At 67.8% G+C, this 15,227-nt stretch carries 14 protein-coding genes; 10 read left to right on the top strand and 4 right to left on the bottom strand.

Annotated features, from left to right (window positions below; translation table 11 throughout):
* Positions 1 to 2 precede the first annotated feature (2 nt).
* Genes MOM01_RS08075 through MOM01_RS08060 form a run of 4 tightly spaced genes read right to left on the bottom strand, consistent with a single transcriptional unit; the run spans position 3 to position 6,434 of the window.
* A complete protein-coding gene (locus MOM01_RS08075; RefSeq protein WP_241384888.1) occupies positions 3 to 1,637 on the bottom strand; it encodes an ArnT family glycosyltransferase in 1,635 nt (544 codons plus the stop codon).
* Positions 1,634 to 3,109 carry a glycosyltransferase gene (locus tag MOM01_RS08070; protein WP_241384887.1) on the bottom strand — a complete coding sequence of 492 codons (1,476 nt, stop codon included), beginning with the start codon at positions 3,107 to 3,109 and terminating at the stop codon, positions 1,634 to 1,636. Before MOM01_RS08070 ends, MOM01_RS08075 begins: the two co-directional genes overlap by 4 nt.
* Positions 3,094 to 4,578 (bottom strand): archaeosortase/exosortase family protein, encoded by a 1,485-nt coding sequence (locus MOM01_RS08065; protein WP_241384886.1) that lies wholly within the window; start codon positions 4,576 to 4,578, stop codon positions 3,094 to 3,096. Before MOM01_RS08065 ends, MOM01_RS08070 begins: the two co-directional genes overlap by 16 nt.
* A 5-nt stretch (positions 4,579 to 4,583) precedes the next feature.
* The gene (locus MOM01_RS08060) at positions 4,584 to 6,434 is read right to left on the bottom strand and encodes a hypothetical protein (protein ID WP_241384885.1); all 1,851 of its coding nucleotides are present in this window, start codon (positions 6,432 to 6,434) and stop codon (positions 4,584 to 4,586) included.
* Positions 6,435 to 6,712: 278 nt separating this feature from the next.
* On the opposite strand from MOM01_RS08060, the gene MOM01_RS08055 reads away from it, so the two are divergent.
* The 10 genes from MOM01_RS08055 (at position 6,713) to MOM01_RS08010 (ending at position 15,225) form a co-directional block, all read left to right on the top strand.
* Complete coding sequence (locus tag MOM01_RS08055) at positions 6,713 to 7,858, top strand: glycosyltransferase family 4 protein (protein ID WP_241384884.1); 1,146 nt, start codon at positions 6,713 to 6,715, stop codon at positions 7,856 to 7,858.
* Complete coding sequence (locus MOM01_RS08050) at positions 7,855 to 8,967, top strand: glycosyltransferase family 4 protein (RefSeq protein WP_241384883.1); 1,113 nt, start codon at positions 7,855 to 7,857, stop codon at positions 8,965 to 8,967. The genes MOM01_RS08055 and MOM01_RS08050 overlap by 4 nt, the downstream gene beginning before the upstream one ends.
* 83 nt (positions 8,968 to 9,050) lie before the next feature.
* Positions 9,051 to 9,212: a hypothetical protein gene (locus MOM01_RS08045; RefSeq protein ID WP_241384882.1), complete on the top strand. Its 162-nt coding sequence runs from the start codon at positions 9,051 to 9,053 to the stop codon at positions 9,210 to 9,212.
* 227 nt (positions 9,213 to 9,439) lie between these two features.
* Positions 9,440 to 9,730: a SelT/SelW/SelH family protein gene (locus MOM01_RS08040; protein ID WP_241384881.1), complete on the top strand. Its 291-nt coding sequence runs from the start codon at positions 9,440 to 9,442 to the stop codon at positions 9,728 to 9,730.
* A gap of 141 nt (positions 9,731 to 9,871) precedes the next feature.
* A complete protein-coding gene (locus MOM01_RS08035) occupies positions 9,872 to 10,501 on the top strand; it encodes a hypothetical protein (protein ID WP_241384880.1) in 630 nt (209 codons plus the stop codon).
* Between the two features lie 111 nt (positions 10,502 to 10,612).
* On the top strand, positions 10,613 to 11,386 hold the full coding sequence (locus MOM01_RS08030) for an N-acetyltransferase (RefSeq protein WP_241384879.1): 774 nt from the start codon (positions 10,613 to 10,615) through the stop codon (positions 11,384 to 11,386).
* An 88-nt stretch (positions 11,387 to 11,474) separates the two neighbouring features.
* Complete coding sequence (locus MOM01_RS08025; protein ID WP_241384878.1) at positions 11,475 to 12,926, top strand: hypothetical protein; 1,452 nt, start codon at positions 11,475 to 11,477, stop codon at positions 12,924 to 12,926.
* Positions 12,927 to 13,041: 115 nt separating this feature from the next.
* Positions 13,042 to 13,197, top strand: coding sequence for a hypothetical protein (locus tag MOM01_RS08020; protein ID WP_241384877.1), 156 nt, complete (start codon positions 13,042 to 13,044; stop codon positions 13,195 to 13,197).
* A gap of 136 nt (positions 13,198 to 13,333) precedes the next feature.
* Entirely contained in the window at positions 13,334 to 13,981 is a 648-nt protein-coding gene (locus MOM01_RS08015; RefSeq protein WP_241384876.1) for a phosphate signaling complex PhoU family protein, read from the top strand.
* 44 nt (positions 13,982 to 14,025) lie between these two features.
* Positions 14,026 to 15,225 carry a MalY/PatB family protein gene (locus MOM01_RS08010; protein WP_241384875.1) on the top strand — a complete coding sequence of 400 codons (1,200 nt, stop codon included), beginning with the start codon at positions 14,026 to 14,028 and terminating at the stop codon, positions 15,223 to 15,225.
* Positions 15,226 to 15,227: the final 2 nt, after the last annotated feature.

The following is a 15,227-nucleotide window of genomic DNA, read 5'->3' as shown; positions in this document are numbered from 1 at the left end:
GATCAATCGACGACCCGGAACAACCTCCAGTCCGGTTGGTTGTCACCGTCGTTGGGGATCTCGAGCTCGAGGACGGCGATGTCGCTTCCGGTCTCGAACATCGTGGGATAGCGGCGGTTGACGGCATCCGAGGTTCCCCGTCCCTCGTTGGGGACCGACAGGATGTACCGGACCCCGGACTCGGCGGGGCGGTTGAGCAGGCTGGTGAAGTCGGCGTCGGACGGGATGACGAAGGTCTCGGGTCGTTCCGTCGCGGTGAAGATCGCGAAGCCGTAGACGGTGTCCATCAGGACCGAGCCGGGAGGCAGGTCCATCGCGTCGAGATTCTCGGCGATGCGACGTTCGGTGGAGAATGCGGCGATCACCCGCCGCTGTTGCTCACGCACGTCGGAGGGATCGTCGTCGTCCGGGAACAGGACGGTGCGCAGCGCGTGCTGTTCCTGCGACAGCGTAGGGGAGAGCATCGCGACGAAGGTGACGGGCAGGCTGCACACCATGAGTGTCGCACCGAGCGGGGCGGCACCCCTCGCGTCCTCGGTTCTGGGGACGGCGTGTGGTCCCGGACGCCGTGCCGTGAACCGTCCGCGACGCGGCGCCAGTTGTACGACCCACACCGCGAGCAGGGGAACCGCACAGATGTAGAACCGCAGGAACGGGAAGGTCATCCCGCGCGCGTAGGACAGTGCCGCGAATCCGAGTACCGCGCCGAAGACCACGAACGGTACGAGCGGCTCGAGATCACGGCGTCGCCACGCGAGCAGCGCGACCACCGGGATCAGCAGTGGCAGAGCAGGACCGAGCACGACGATCTCGGCGAGCGAGAACGCGATCGCGCCGAGCCCGCCCGACGACCCGCCACCGCTCTGCTCGAGAATGGCCGCATTGCCGTAGGTCGAGGTGAACTGCGCGAATGCTTCGCCCGTCACGAGCCAGCTCGTGGCGACGAACGCGACGAAGGCCAGAGCCAGGGGAGCGGCGACGAGGATCGCATCCATGATCGCCGGGTGCCATCCCAGCCCCGGGGCGTAGCGGCGGGACCGGTACCGCACGAGCAGGACGACGAGTATCGTCACCGCACCACCGACGGCCAGGGCGTCGTAGCGTGCCAGATACGCGATGCCGAGGGCGATACCTGCGAGGGCGAGATCGTGGATGTCGTCGGTGCTGCACCACCGGATCAACCGGCGTGTGGCCCAGCACAGGGCGAAGAGGAACGGCGCCTCACTCATCCCGTTCGCACCGTAGTAGACGATCATCGGGTTCAGGGCGAACACCGCTGTCACCGTCCACACGAACCACGGCGCGCATCCGCGATCGCAGGCGATCTTGTGGATCTGCACGGCGGCGCCGGCCATGAACGGCGCGGACATGAGCACGGCCGTCACCGAATAGGCCGTCAGTCCGGGAAACCACGCCGACAATCCGGTGAGGGGTACCTGGACGAGTGCGGTCAGTGGGGTGAACACGAATCCGATGGCGGCGAGATGCGGATCGCGGCTCAGCAGAACCGTCCGGGCCGCGCTCACCCGGCTCAGCGAATCCCCTTGGTAGTACTGCACGTCGAGGGCGAGCCACAGACCCACCATCAGATAGATCAGGCACGAGGACCAGAACACCCACCGGCTGCGCGCCCTCACGACGACAACCCGTGGAATGTCTTCTCCCAGTAGGAGGGGTTGCGCACGAGCTGGTAGGTGCCCTTGATCGCCGCGATCGACATGAGCACCCAGTACAGCGGCACGGTCAGGCACGGCCACCACAGATTCGCATGGCCGGTCTCGCGACACGCGACGAAGTTCATGTAGATCACCGCGACGTTGCCGAACACGAGGGAGACCAGCGCGGGAAAATAGGCGTACCAAGGGAAGATCTCCTCGATGAGCTCTGCCTGTCCGAGCAGCCAGGACAGGGTCGTCATCCAGAACACCATGTTCAGGCACGCGATGATCGGTGTTCCCGCGAGCAGGGTCGTGAACCGCAGCATCCCGACGGTGCCGATCACTTGCCACAGCCGGACGGGCCGGCGCATGTGAACGAGCCAGGTCTGCAGATATCCCTTGTACCAACGGGAGCGCTGCCGAACCCAGTTGATGGGATCACTGTTGGCCTCCTCGAGCGTGGTCGAGTCGAGAACCGCGGTGGAGTAGCCCGATTCGGCGATACGGACACCGAGATCGGCGTCCTCGGTGACGTTGTACGGATCCCACGCGCCGATCTCGTCGAAGACCGACCGGCGGATGTGGTTGGAGGTGCCACCGAGTGGAATGGGCGACCGGGACCGCATCAATCCGGGCAGGACGAAGTTGAACCAGAGTGCGTAATCGGCTGTGAACCATCCGGTCAGCAGATTCTGGGTTCCGTTGTGGAAGGCAAGTTTCGCCTGCACACATGCCACCTCGTCGCCGAGACGATCGAAGACGACCACGACCCGCCGCAATTGCAACGGCTCGGGAAGGTCCTCGGCGTCGAAGATCGTGACGATCTCCCCGGTGGTGAAGTGCAGACCGTAATTGCACGCCTTCGGTTTCGTCCTCGGGTCGGCCGCCGGCACGAGCAGGATCTCGACGCTCTCCCCGAGTCCGGCCTTCTCCGCCGCCTCGATCGTGACGGCGTCGTCCTCCTCGAGCAGCAGCAGCACCTGGAGTTTGTCGGCCGGATAGTCGAGTGCGGCCATGGCGGCGAGCAGATCACCGACCACTTCCGGTTCGTTGTAGGCGGGCACGAGCACCGTGTACGGCGGGAGCTGGTCGTCGGTGAGTGCGCGGGCTTCCTCGTCGTCGACGATGAACTGCGCGTCGCGTGCCATGCCTCGGGTGAACAGCAACAACCGGTCGGCAAGGGTGGCGATGTAGCCCACGGTGCACAGCACGGTGAAAACGATCAGGGTGGGTCTGGTGGCCACGACCAGAGAAATCAGGAAGCCCGCGGCGAGCGCGAACCCGAGATATTTCTGCCACGGCACGAACGCGACGGACGCGGACGAGACCGGACTGCGCTCGCGGAGCCCGTGCACGGCCTCGTGCAGCGCCGCCTCCCGGTAGGCAGCGAACTCCTCGGTGCCCTCGGGGGGAACGTCGTGTCCCGAACCGACGTTCACGCTCCCTGCCATTGTGCCTCCACGAGTTCGCGACCGACGTCGATCAGCATGGACCTGTCCTTGAATTCGGGATCGGTGTCCTCGACGGTGCCGTTGCCGCGCAACAGCACTCGCATGAGAGTACGGACGTTCGCGACGGTGTTCGGCTCGGGTTGAGGGAACGGGGCGTCGAATTCGTGATTGTCCACGGTCAGCAGGCTCACCCGCTGCGCGACGTCCTCGCTCCGGGTCCACACGAAGCTGAGCATGCTCCAGGTCAGGAGCAGCTTGTCGTCCACGACGGTGAAGTACTCGGCGGTCACGCCGCGGCCCAGATCGACGTATTCCTTCGGGCTCACGCGCGACTTGCCGAGCTCGTACATCGATTCGGAGGGGTAGACCGCGAACGAGCCGACCCGGCGAACCTGCAGCGTCTGCACGGCGATGGTGCGGGGACGCAGGAGCCGATCCCATTCCGGGTTCGGTTCCTCCGCCCGGATCATCTGCCGGCGCAGCACCGAGTTCTGCCGGAAATAGGCCCGCGGCCAGTCGTAGTCGACGGACGACAACTGCACCCAGCCGGGTGGGACGATCTGAGTGGTGCTGCCCGAATAGGGCGGCCCCACCGACACGGGTGTCAGCCGCTGATCGGGTAGCGGCACGAACGCAGCAAGCAACGCCGCCACCGATACACACAGTGCTCCCCGTGCAGCCTGGGATGCCGACACCGGATTCCGCGGCAGGGTACGAGGCGCGAGCCCGCGGAATGTCCACAGATAGGCACCGGAGCCCACCGTCACCGTCGACACCAGCGCCGGAACGTACTGATCCACGGCGATGGGAGCGTCCGGCCACCGCCGGTCGATCACGACGAGGACGACGAGACCGACCACGAAGGTCGCGGTGCCGTACCTGAACCCTCGCCATCGGTTGCGCCGCACCGCGAGTCCGATCGCGGAGGCGGCCAGCACGAGGGTGACCGCGCCTGCGACGAACTTCGTCCCGCCGAGTTCGACGAGCACGATCCGGTACACGATCGGCGAGCTCAGGAAGAGCATCATCCATGCTTCCCAGTACGCGGCGGTCACTCGCAGGCCGAACAGCGCGACGCATGCGCCGCACACGAACACCCATGCGGCGAGCACGTCGAGGTGCATGGCCTGATAGTTCGTCGCGTACCGCGGCATCAGCAATGCCTTGATCGCCAGGGCGATCAGTAGCAGCAGGACGGACGTGATGATGTCGGTCTGACGGTCGTGGATGGGCAGCTCGTTCCGCCGGCGGCGCGTGACGCCGAGCGCGACCACTGCGACGAGTGGCGGCACGATCAGGACGTAGCCGCCCGTGGTACTCGCGCGGATCTCGTCGATCAGCTGCAGCCAGGTGGAGTGGAAGGCGATCAGGGTCGCGGCGACGATCACGATCCACCGGATCGTGGTGTCCCGCAGCCCTCGGGTGAATAACCGCTCGGTGAAGGCGGGTCGTTCGAGCGTTGCGGTCATCGTGTTCACCGTGACTGCGCGCCGCGACGGCGTGAGAGCACCCATGCTGCGGCGCCCACCGCACCGGCGACGAGCAGGGCCACGCCCGCGATCACCACCGTCGTCACCGTGCTGTCCGATCCCGGTACCGGCTCGCTGCCGTCGCCCTGAGCACCGGCCTCGGTGAGAGCGATCGGATCCCGGTCGGGGGCGGTGAACAGTACGCTGCCCTGGAGCTCGAACCAGCGACCGGGTTCGGCGGCGAGCCACGCGAGGGTCCGGTCGAGTTCCTCGGGCACGCCGGTGGAGGTGGCGACGAGCACGGTACGCCCACCGTCCCGCACGACCTGCAGCGACGCGAAGTCCACCTCGGTTCCGAAGGTGAGGCTGGTGCTCTCACCGGTGGCGTTGCGCACCTCGAACCGGCGGTCCTCGGTGCGGACGAGCGGCAGCTTCGACTGCAGTTGCTCGGGCATGACGCCGTTCGCCGAGACGACGAGAGCGGGGGCCGTCGAGGCCAGCGCTTCGTCGATCGAGACCCATTCCGGGTCGAGGGGACGGGTCGTGAGCGACTGGAGTCCTGCGACGAGTTCGACCGCGCGTGCGACGTCGATCAGGGTGCGGTCCGCGGTGGTGACGTTCATCTGCGGCATCAGGCTCTGCGGGACGGACGGGAAACCGACGGGGGCGGGCGGATCGGCGAGGGTGCTCGAGACACGACTGTTGCCGTCGATACTCAGGGCGACGGGTTGCTGGAGGCCGCAGTGCTGCTGCGCACCGGTGGTGCGGAGCGCGACGGTGACATCGGTGAGCCGCCCGAGGGACGAGTTCGGGAGGGTGACGACGCGGTCGATGACGCCGCTCGCGTCGGCTGCCCACGCGTCGAGCTGAACGTCCCCGGCGGTGACGGTGATCAGCCCGCCCTGATTGTCGGGGAGCGGGGTGTAGGACCCCTTCAGGTCGATGCTCACGTCGCGGACCGGACGGCCGAATTCCGCCTGGTCGAGGAAGAGATGCACCTCGGCGGCGCCGAGTCCGCTCACCTCGAGGTCGGTGACCCTTAGATCGGACAGGGTGGTCGACTCGGGTGGGAGCATCGGGGAGATCCCGGCCGAGCCGGCGGCGACATCGGAGCCCACGGCGAGGCCGGACAGCGACCCGGTGACCATGCGGCCCTGGTCGAGCAGGGTGCCGGAGTCGCCGCGGATGTACAGGGCGGGTGGTCCTCCGGGCACGGCGCCGAGCTCCATGCCCGTCTCTCCGCCTTCGCGGACGACGATCTGCCGGACGAACGGGCTGTCCGCAGCCGGCGGAATGCCGTTCGGTGGCAGTTCGCGTACGTCCACCGGCACCTGCCGCCCGGAATAGCGCGCCGTCACGGCTGCGGCGAGATCGAGCGTGAGAGTCGCCTCGGCGTCCGTGGGTCCTTCGGTCAGATACAGTTCGAGACGGTCGAGGACAGGTGGCAGATAGTCGGCGACCACCGCCGGGATCGTCGGGATTCCGGCGTAACGGATCACGCCGTCGCGCAATCGCACCGACTCGGAGGTCCAGTCCTCCGGACAGATGTTGTCGACGGCGGTCAGATTCAGATCGAGTGAGATCACGGCGACGTCGTCGTCCACGACGGCACCGGTGAGAGGGATCGACAGGGGTACGAGGTCACCGCCGGGCGGTAGCTCGACCCGGGTGAGCAACCGGCCGTCGGACTCGACGTCGAGCCATCCCCGCGCCACGTTCGCCGGGAGCTGCGCGGTGGTGTCCAGCGCCGCAGGAGTCAGCCCGTCCGGCACGGGAACGGTGAGGGTGACGGTGTCGGAATGGCCACGGAAATCGACGCTCGGTCCGAATCCGAGAGTGCGCGCCGGAAAGCTCACTTCGCCCGTCCCGGCGAGCGACGGAGCAGGATATTCCTGTGCGGAAGCGGTAAAAGGGTTCGCGCACAACAGGATCGACGCCAAGAGGGTCGCGGGAATTCTGCGCCGAAGGTTGGGGCCGGAACGAAGAAAAGTCACTCGTCCAACTTATTCAGAGTGATCATGATCTTGTTGCAGATACTCGGAGCATCCGTCGGGTTGTTGCCTTCTTGTAACGAAATTGTGGGGGACCTCGATCCCCACGCAGTACGCGAATCGGGCGAAACGGAGATGTGCAAGTGCGGCAACCTCTGCGGGCGTTGTTCGTCAACGAGAACATCGGTGGGCACGCAACGGTCCATCACTCGCTGCGGCGGGCGTTCGCCGAACGCGACGATCTCGTCGTCGAGTTCCTCGACGCCGACGGACCCGGACTCGGCGGGAAGATCCTGCGGGCGCCGGTCCCGGTCCTCGGGCGGCTCGATCTCGATCTGCAGGCTCTGCGCGGGCAACTCGTCCATTCCCGGGGGTTGCGGCGCCGCGTCGACGAACGACTGGCCCGCGGCGATATCGACGTCCTGCACGTGTACACGCAGAACTGCATGCTCGGCTCGGCCGACCTGGTGGCCTCGTATCCCACCGTCGTCACCACCGACAGCACCAACGAGCTCAACGCCTACCTGCTCCCGTACCGCGCGCCGACCCGCTTCACTTCGCTCGCGGTGCGTGCCGCGGCGCGTTTCGAGCGACCGGTACTCGACGCGGCCACGACCGTGGTCGCCAACGGCCGGCGCACCGCGTCGTCGTTGACAGGACCGGTCTACGGGCTGCCCGAGGAGAAGGTGGTGACGATGGCGCCGGGTATCTGGTCGCCCTTCCTCACGGGGGAGCGGCGCGTGCCCGATCGCTCGGACCACTCGCGGCCCTCGATCGTCTTCGTCGGTACGAGCATGGAACGCAAGGGCGGCAACACCCTCCTGCGACTGCATCAGCAGTATCTGCGGCAGGTCTGCGATCTGGTTCTCGTCACGCACGATCGCGTTCCGGATCTGCCGGGAGTACAGGTCGTGAACGACCTCGTCAGCGGCGACGACCGGTTGTGGGACATCCTCGCCGCCGCGGATCTGATGTGTTTCCCCTCGGGAATGGACCAGGCACCCAACGTGATTCTCGAAGCCGGTGCGGCTGGACTCCCCGTCGTCGCCTCGACGGTGGGGGCGATTCCGGAGATGGTCGTCGATGGTGAGACCGGCCTTCTCGTCGAGCACGGCGACGACGACGCGCTCCTCGCTGCGCTGCGCTTGCTGCTCGCAGACGGTGTCCGCCGCCGGGAGATGGGGGTCGCAGCACACGCGCGGATCGCGGAGTCGTTCGATATCCGCACCACCGCCGCGCGGCTGACCGACCTGCTGTACCGAGTGCACCGGACGGTCGCCCCGCGGTGAATGGTTCGCTGTTGTTCGTCGGCCACACGGGACAGCGTTCGGGTGCCGAGAAGGTCATGCTCGCGCTCGTGGACGTCGCACTCGCACAGGGCCTGCGGGTCTGCGTGGCGTGCCCGGACGGGCCGCTCGCCGACGCGCTGCCGGCCGGCTGCGCGCACGTCAGGATGCCGAGGCTGGGGATGTGGGGGCAAACCGGTCTCGGCCGGCTCGCCGGGCTCGTGAGCCTGCCGTTCCGATGGCTGGCGGGAGGTGTGCGGATTCGCCGCGAGCTCGCCCGCCGGCCGGCCCGGGTGGTCTGCAACTCGCTGTTCGCGCTGCCGTCGGTGCGGCTCGCGGTGGCGGGCGCGCCACGATGCGATCGCGTCTCGTGGCTGGTGCACGACACCCTGTCGTCCCGGAAGCAGCGTCTCGTCGCATGGCTGGGCAGGGCCGCGGTGATGGAGGCGGTCGCGGTCTCCGGGGCCACGGCCGTCCCCGTCCGTGAATGCGGATACTCCGTGGTCGTCGCACCGAACGGTGTCCCGATCCCGGCAGCTCCGCCCGCGGAGGTGCGGAGGGCGGTCCCGCTGCCGCGGGTGGGCATCCTCGCCTCGGTGACGGAGTGGAAAGGGCATCGGGTCCTGCTGGAGGCCGTCGCGGAGATTCCCGATCTCCACCTCGACGTGGCGGGAGTGCCGTTCCCCGGAGACGAACCCTTTCTCGACGAACTGAAACGTCGTGCGGATCGTCCCGATCTGCGTGGGCGGGTCTCGTTCCTCGGCTCGGTCGATCCCGCGGATGTCTTCGCCGTCTGGGACGTGATGGTCTCGGCCAGTACGTCGCCCGAGGCCGGGCCCCTGGGGGTGCTCGAAGCGATGGCGCACGGGGTGCCCGTCGTGGGAACCGATCACGGCGGCACCGCGGAATATCTGGCCGGCGGAGCAGGCGTGCTGGTGCCTCCGGGAGACGCGAAAGCCCTGGTAGAGGCGCTGCGGCGGATCCTCGCCGAACCCGCCTTGCGAGAGGGGACCGTCGCTTCTGCCCGTCGCAGAGTGGAGGAGCATCACGATATCGGCGTGACACTTCCGGCGATGGCGAGGGCGCTGGGGATGTCCGAAACGCCGTTGTGAGTCATCCTCGAGTAGTGCATTCGCAACCATGTTGTGATCTCGCATGTTTGGTGTCGGCGGAGGATTCGCGCACACTGTGAGCCATGTGGGTGTGGATCGCATCGGCTCTGGCAGCGTGGCTGGGCCTCTCGGCTCTCGGCGCGCTCGTGCTCGGGCGGTTCCTGTACGTCGCCGAGACCGAGGAAGAACTCGTCGAGGCGCAGCGCGAGCAGCGCGATTCCGCGAATCCTCCGGTGACGTCCTGACACGCCGGGACGGACTTGTCGCGGTACTCGCGAGTAACCGAACCGTCTGATTAGACTCGGCTCCGCGTCGTCCTCCTGTCCCCCCTGTGAGGGCGACTGCACAGACCGGTCACCCCCATCATCGGTCTGTGCCGAAGCCCCGGCCGATCCACCACCACGATTGCCGGGGCTTCACCCTTTCCGGAGGCCGGGATGTTCGTGGTCCGACGGATCGATATTCTTCGCCCATGACGGAGCAGGCTCCCCGCGTGGCGATCACCTACTGCACGCAGTGCCGCTGGTTGCTGCGTGCGGCCTGGATGGCCCAGGAATTGCTGAACACCTTCGGTACCGCCCTCGGGGAGGTGGCGCTCGTCCCCGGGACCGGCGGAGTGTTCCGAATCGACGTGAACGAGACGTCAGTGTGGGATCGGCAGAGGGACAAGGGTTTCCCGGAAATATCGACGCTGAAGCAGCGTGTACGCGACATCGTCGATCCCGGCCGTGACCTCGGGCACGTGGATCGGACGTCTCCGTAGCGCCGGCCATCTCGCCGCGACAGCACCGAGACCTCACGGTAACGTCCTCGTATACGTGCCCGCGACTACGCGAGTCGGGCGCGATCGACGGTGTGCCGCCCGAAAGCGGCCGCCGACATCGAAGTACGGGGAGGAAAATCGATGAATTCTGTTGTGAAGAAGGCTGCCGTCGCGGCGTCGGGTGCCGCCTTGCTGGCACTCGCCGTTCCCGGCGTCTCGTCCGCTGCGGGTCCGAGCGTGTCGGTGAAGGCGGAGAACGGCGCCGTCGTCGTCGACTTCGACCTGTCCCGGGCCGACGTCGATCTCGGCGTCACCTGTGTCACCTACGTTCTGAAGCCCGGCACCGTGGACACCGCCGATCCGTCGGGCCGGATCGACAATCAGCCCGCGGGCTCGAGTTTCTCGGTGCGTAACACGAGCACCTCGAGCGCGCTCTACGTGAACAACGGCGCACCGTCCCAGGCCGGTCCGCAGGCGATCACCGACGGCACCTACAAGGTGTTCTGGGGTTGCCAGGACGCGTCCGGCAAGCAGTACGAGAACATCTTCGACGCATCGGGCCGCCCCTTCACCGGTGGTATTCCCGTGACGGTCGGCAACGGCGGCGGTGCAGCACCGCAGGCGAAGCCGGCCCCGGCGCCGCAGGCGAAGCCGGCCCCGGCGCCGGAGTCCGGCGAGGTGCCTCCGGCCCCCGAGACCGCACCCGCGCCGGTCGATCCGCTCCAGTTCGTGATCAAGTTCCTGCGCGATCTGATCGGCAACCCGTCCTGATCCACGGAATTCGGGACATCGGCGGCACCCGGACGGGCGCCGCCGATGTGTTCTCTGCGGCGAGCGTGTAGGGATACAGCCGGGAGTCCGTGCAGCAGGAAGGAGGGGCGCGTGGAGATCGTCTCCGAGAAGAGAGCTTTCGCGTCACCGGGAGACATACGCCGTGCCTACGGCGCGAGCATGCGTGCCCTGACGTCCGCGGGTGGTTACGACGAGGGGGAAGGCTGGTGGGTGGGTATCACCGGTGCGCCCGATCCCGACTACAACCTCGCACTCGTGCACGACGGTGACGTCGCCGCCCATGCGGAACACGTCTACGAGGTGCTGACCGACGCCGGGCACCCCTCCATCATCCTGCTCGCCGGGCACGGTCTCGGTGCCGCGCAGGTCCTGGCCGATCACGGCTGGGTGTGTGCGGGTTCGCTGGACCTGACCTGTCTCGACGCCCACGATGCGCCGGTCGACCCTCGGTTCCGGACACTCGGCGGAGCCGAAATGGCGCAGGCCCGGGAACTCGCTTCCGGAGCGTTCGGCATCGTTCCCGGTACCGCCGCCGTCGCCTACGCGGATGCCGTCGCGCGGACACCCGGTGCCGCCGTGGTCGGCATCGTCGACGACGGACAGTTGCAGTGCTGCACGCTGCTACTGGACAGCGGGCCGATCCGGACGGTGTGGTCGCTCGGAACCCGCGCCGGGCGGCAGCGCCGCGGATACGCGAACAGTCTGATCCGGGCGGGTGCCGCACACACCTACGCGCAGCGTGGACCGGTGACCATGTGCGGGCTGACGCGGCCGCGGGTCACGCCCCTCTATCTCGCTGCGGGGGCGCGTGTCGCGGAAACCTGGCAGATGTGGTCGCGACCGCGCTGGCTCCTCGGAAGCTGACACGGGCCGCCGGGGTAACGTTTGCCCGATTCGTCGCGACACACTGGCGACGTGCCCTGTCCGGGCGGCAGCGAAAGGCCTGTGCAACGTGTCCGAACGAAGCATCCGCGATGCAGAACTGCGTCGTGAGCTCGGTGTTCCACCGACCGTCGATCTCGTGGGGCATGCCCGCGATCTCGCCCGGGTCGCCGTGCCCGCCGCCCTCGTCGCCGCGGTCGCCGCGGTCGCGGTGTTCTTCGTCCGCGACAGCGGTCCCGGGGTGTACGAATCGTCGCTCGTCGCCGAGATCCGCACGACCTCGTCGGTCTCCGGCTCGGATGCGACGCTCGGGCAGCTCATCGCCCCCTATGTGGCGCTCTCCCAGGATTCCGCCGTGGTCGCCGCGGTGGCTGCCGAGACGAACACCGATCCTGCGGAACTCCCATCGAGTATCGACGTCGGATACGGTTCGTCGCCGACCCTGCTCACAGTGACCGCGCGTGCCGATTCTCAGGAGGGCGCCGACCGCCTCGCGCAGGTCGTCGTCACCGGACTCGACCGTGCGCAGACCGATCGCAATCGGGCGGCGCGCGATGCGCGTGTCGCCGAACTCGACGCCGTCGTCGCCGGTCTGCGCGCCGACCTCGCTGCGAGTGCCACGGGCGACGAGCAGGGTGGGCCCGACCCCGTACTGCAGGCCGAACTCGACGCGCGCCTCGAACAGCTCCGGCAGGCACGCTCGGATACGAACCTCGAATATCTGCAGGTGCTGTCGGCGCCGAGCGGCAGCGGTGTCAAGGTGTCCCCGCAACCAGGCGTCGAGGCCGGGGTTACCTTCCTCGCGCTGTTCGTGGTCGTCGCCGAACTGCTGGTCGCACTGAACGGGCGCTTCGGCACGACCACCAGCGCCGCCTGGGCGAGGCGGACCGCACGCCGTCATCGTTCCGCCGTGCAGATCGAGCAGGACGACCGGACGACGCTTCCGCTCGACACCGTCGTGATGATGCAGCAGCGCGCCTCGCTCGGCGCCTCGATCCTGCTCCTCCACGGGGCGGGGGTCGTGATCGAGCGAGACGCGTTCGGTGAGGTCGGCGACCGGATCGTGTGCTGCGGTCTGGGTGAGCAGTGGTGGACCGGGGTGCGCACCGAGGGTCTGGCGCTCGCGGTGATCGTCGTGCGTGCCGAGGCCGAGGAGCGAGCGGAGGTCGACGACACGCTGCGGGCCCTGGCGGAGATCGAGGTGGCGACCCGTCTCGTCGTTCTCGGTGCCGGACGCGAACTCGTGCCGGTTCTTCCTCGTCGCAGCCGAACGAGCGCGCCCGCGAATCCACCGGCGGCTCCCGAATCCACGGCAGTTCCCGAACCCGCACCGGCTCCCGCGCCCCGCCCTGACCCCCTGCCCGACGATCGGCATCGGGTTCCGGAACCCGTTCCCTCGCAGCCCGAGTCGCTGTTCGTGCCACCACAGGACCGCTCGTATTCCGGCTACCGCTACGACGACGGATACGACTACGGCTACGACGAATACCACCGGCATCCGGAGGGCTCTCCCCGCGGGTGAGCTTTCCGCCCGATTTGAAGCCTCGCGCCCACGCGCTATAGTGATGGCGGTCACGTCAGGGGATGGATGTGGCCTGCGCAGCCGAGCACATCGGCGTCACGACGAGGGAAACATATTGTCTACCTGCATTGCCGGCACCCCGCAGCACAGCACCGCGACGCCGGGAAGCACCGAATGGATCAAGGCTCATCTCGCCCGCATGGACGACGATGCGCACTCCGTACCGTCCGTCGAGAATGCCCAGGAAAGTGTCGTCGAAGCACAGCGTTGACCTCCTGCGAGTGCCCGAAGTCTCCGCACGGATCCGGTGTCCGCGCACGCGCGCGGCGCCCTGTGTGCGCTCGGCGGAGGCTTCGACGACAATGGGGCGGGCGACTGCCGTGGCCCGGTGACGAGAGGAGCGAGACATGAGGGATCTGTTCAGGGGGCAACTCGACGAACTGGTCGAACGCCTGGGCGAACTCGCCGCTCTTGCCGGTGAAGGTCTCGAACTGGCCACTCGCGCGTTGTTCGAGACCGATCTCGATGCGGCGCAGGCCGCGCTGGATCTCGACACGCGGATCGCCGAACTCGACACCGACTGTTCCGAACGCGCGGTGCGGATCCTCGCCCTGCAGGGCCCGGTGGCTGCCGACCTGCGGCTGGTCTTCTCCGCCGTGCGCATCACGGGCGATCTCACCCGCATGGGCGAACTGACGCTGCACATCGCTCGCGCCGTCCGGCGCCGTCACCCCGAGCCGCTCGTATCCGACCTGCTGCGCGACGATCTTCGTCGCATGGCCGATCTCGCGGCGTGCATCATCGAGATCCTGCGCGGTGCCTTCGCCGACTTCGACCTCGAGACGATCACGGGCATCCACAACTTCGAGAACGAACTCGACACGGTGCACTCCCGGGTGCTGACGCTGCTCGAAGGCCCGGACTGGGACGGCGGAATCCCGACGGCAGTCGACATCGCGCTCGTCGCGCGTTTCTTCGGGCGCTTCGGCGACCAGGCGGTCGACGTCGCCGACAGGTTGATCTTCTTCGTCACCGGCCAGCGCCCGGCTGCCTGAATTTTCACCGCGCGCACCGGCGCGAAGCGTGCCATTCTCTCCTCATGGCCAGCGACGAGAATGTCTCGGTCGGCGGTACGGGGGTCGCGGGGTTCGACGACCTCGACGTCGACGTCCTGTCGGCGCGGTGCGGTGCCAAATGGGCACGTGCGGTCGCCGAGGGGCTGATCCCCGCATGGGTCGCCGACATGGACTTCCCGGTCGCCCCTCCGATCGCGGAGGCGCTGCACCGGCTGATCGACCGCAGCGATCTCGGATACCCGGACTGGTCCCACGGCACGCCGCTGCGTGAGGAGTTCGCGCACCGTATGCGCGAGCGTTACGGCTGGGAGCCCGATCCCGGTGCTGTCCGCGAGCAGACCGATCTCATCCAGGCATTCCAGATCGTCCTGCGCCTGAGTGTCACGCGAGGCGACGCAGTGGCGATCCAGACGCCGAACTATCCGCCCTTCCTGGCCTCCGTGCGCCGAATGGGTTTGCAGCAGATCGATTTTCCTTTCGTCGACCGCGGTGACGGCTGGGTGCCGGATTTCGAGGCGTTCGAACCGGTCGTGGCCAGGCGCCGCCCGCGTGTCCTGGTGCTCGTGAATCCGCACAATCCCACCGGGCGGGTGCACACGCGCGAGGAACTCGAACGGATCGCCGACATCGCCGAACGTTTCGACATGCTCGTCGTCAGCGACGAGATCCACGCCGAGTTGATCCACGAACCACACCGGCACATCCCGTTCGCCTCGCTCGGGCCGGAGATCGCGGCGCGCACGGTGACCCTCACCTCTGCGAGCAAGGCGTTCAATCTTGCCGGTTTGCGTTGCGCGGTGGTGCACTACGGGTCGTCGGTGCTGCTGCGGCGACGCGACGCCGAACCGTTCGATCTCTACGGCACGGTCTCGGCCCCGGGAGTGATCGCCACGCTCGCGGCGTGGCGCGAGGGCGACGCATGGCAACGCGACCTGCTCCGCGTTCTCGACCGGAACCGCAGACGCGTGGACGAGGTTCTGCGCGAACGGATCCCGGCGGCGAGACACCACCTCCCGCAGGGAACCTATCTGACCTGGGTCGACACCGGCCCTCTCGGAATCGACGATCCGGTGTCGGTGGTGGGGGAGCGGGGGAAGATCCTCGTCGACGGTGGGGTGCGGTTCGGCTCCGGCGCCGGCAGTTTCCTGCGCATCAACTTCGCGACCTCGGCGTCGATCCTCGAGCGGATCCTCGACGGGGTCACCGACGCACTCGTCTCCTGACC

The organism is Rhodococcus sp. CH91 (genome assembly GCF_022554085.1).
Classification (GTDB): Bacteria; Actinomycetota; Actinomycetes; order Mycobacteriales; family Mycobacteriaceae; genus Rhodococcus.
The sequence above is the reverse complement of the archived record's forward strand: the minus strand, read 5'-3'. Positions and strand labels throughout refer to the sequence as shown.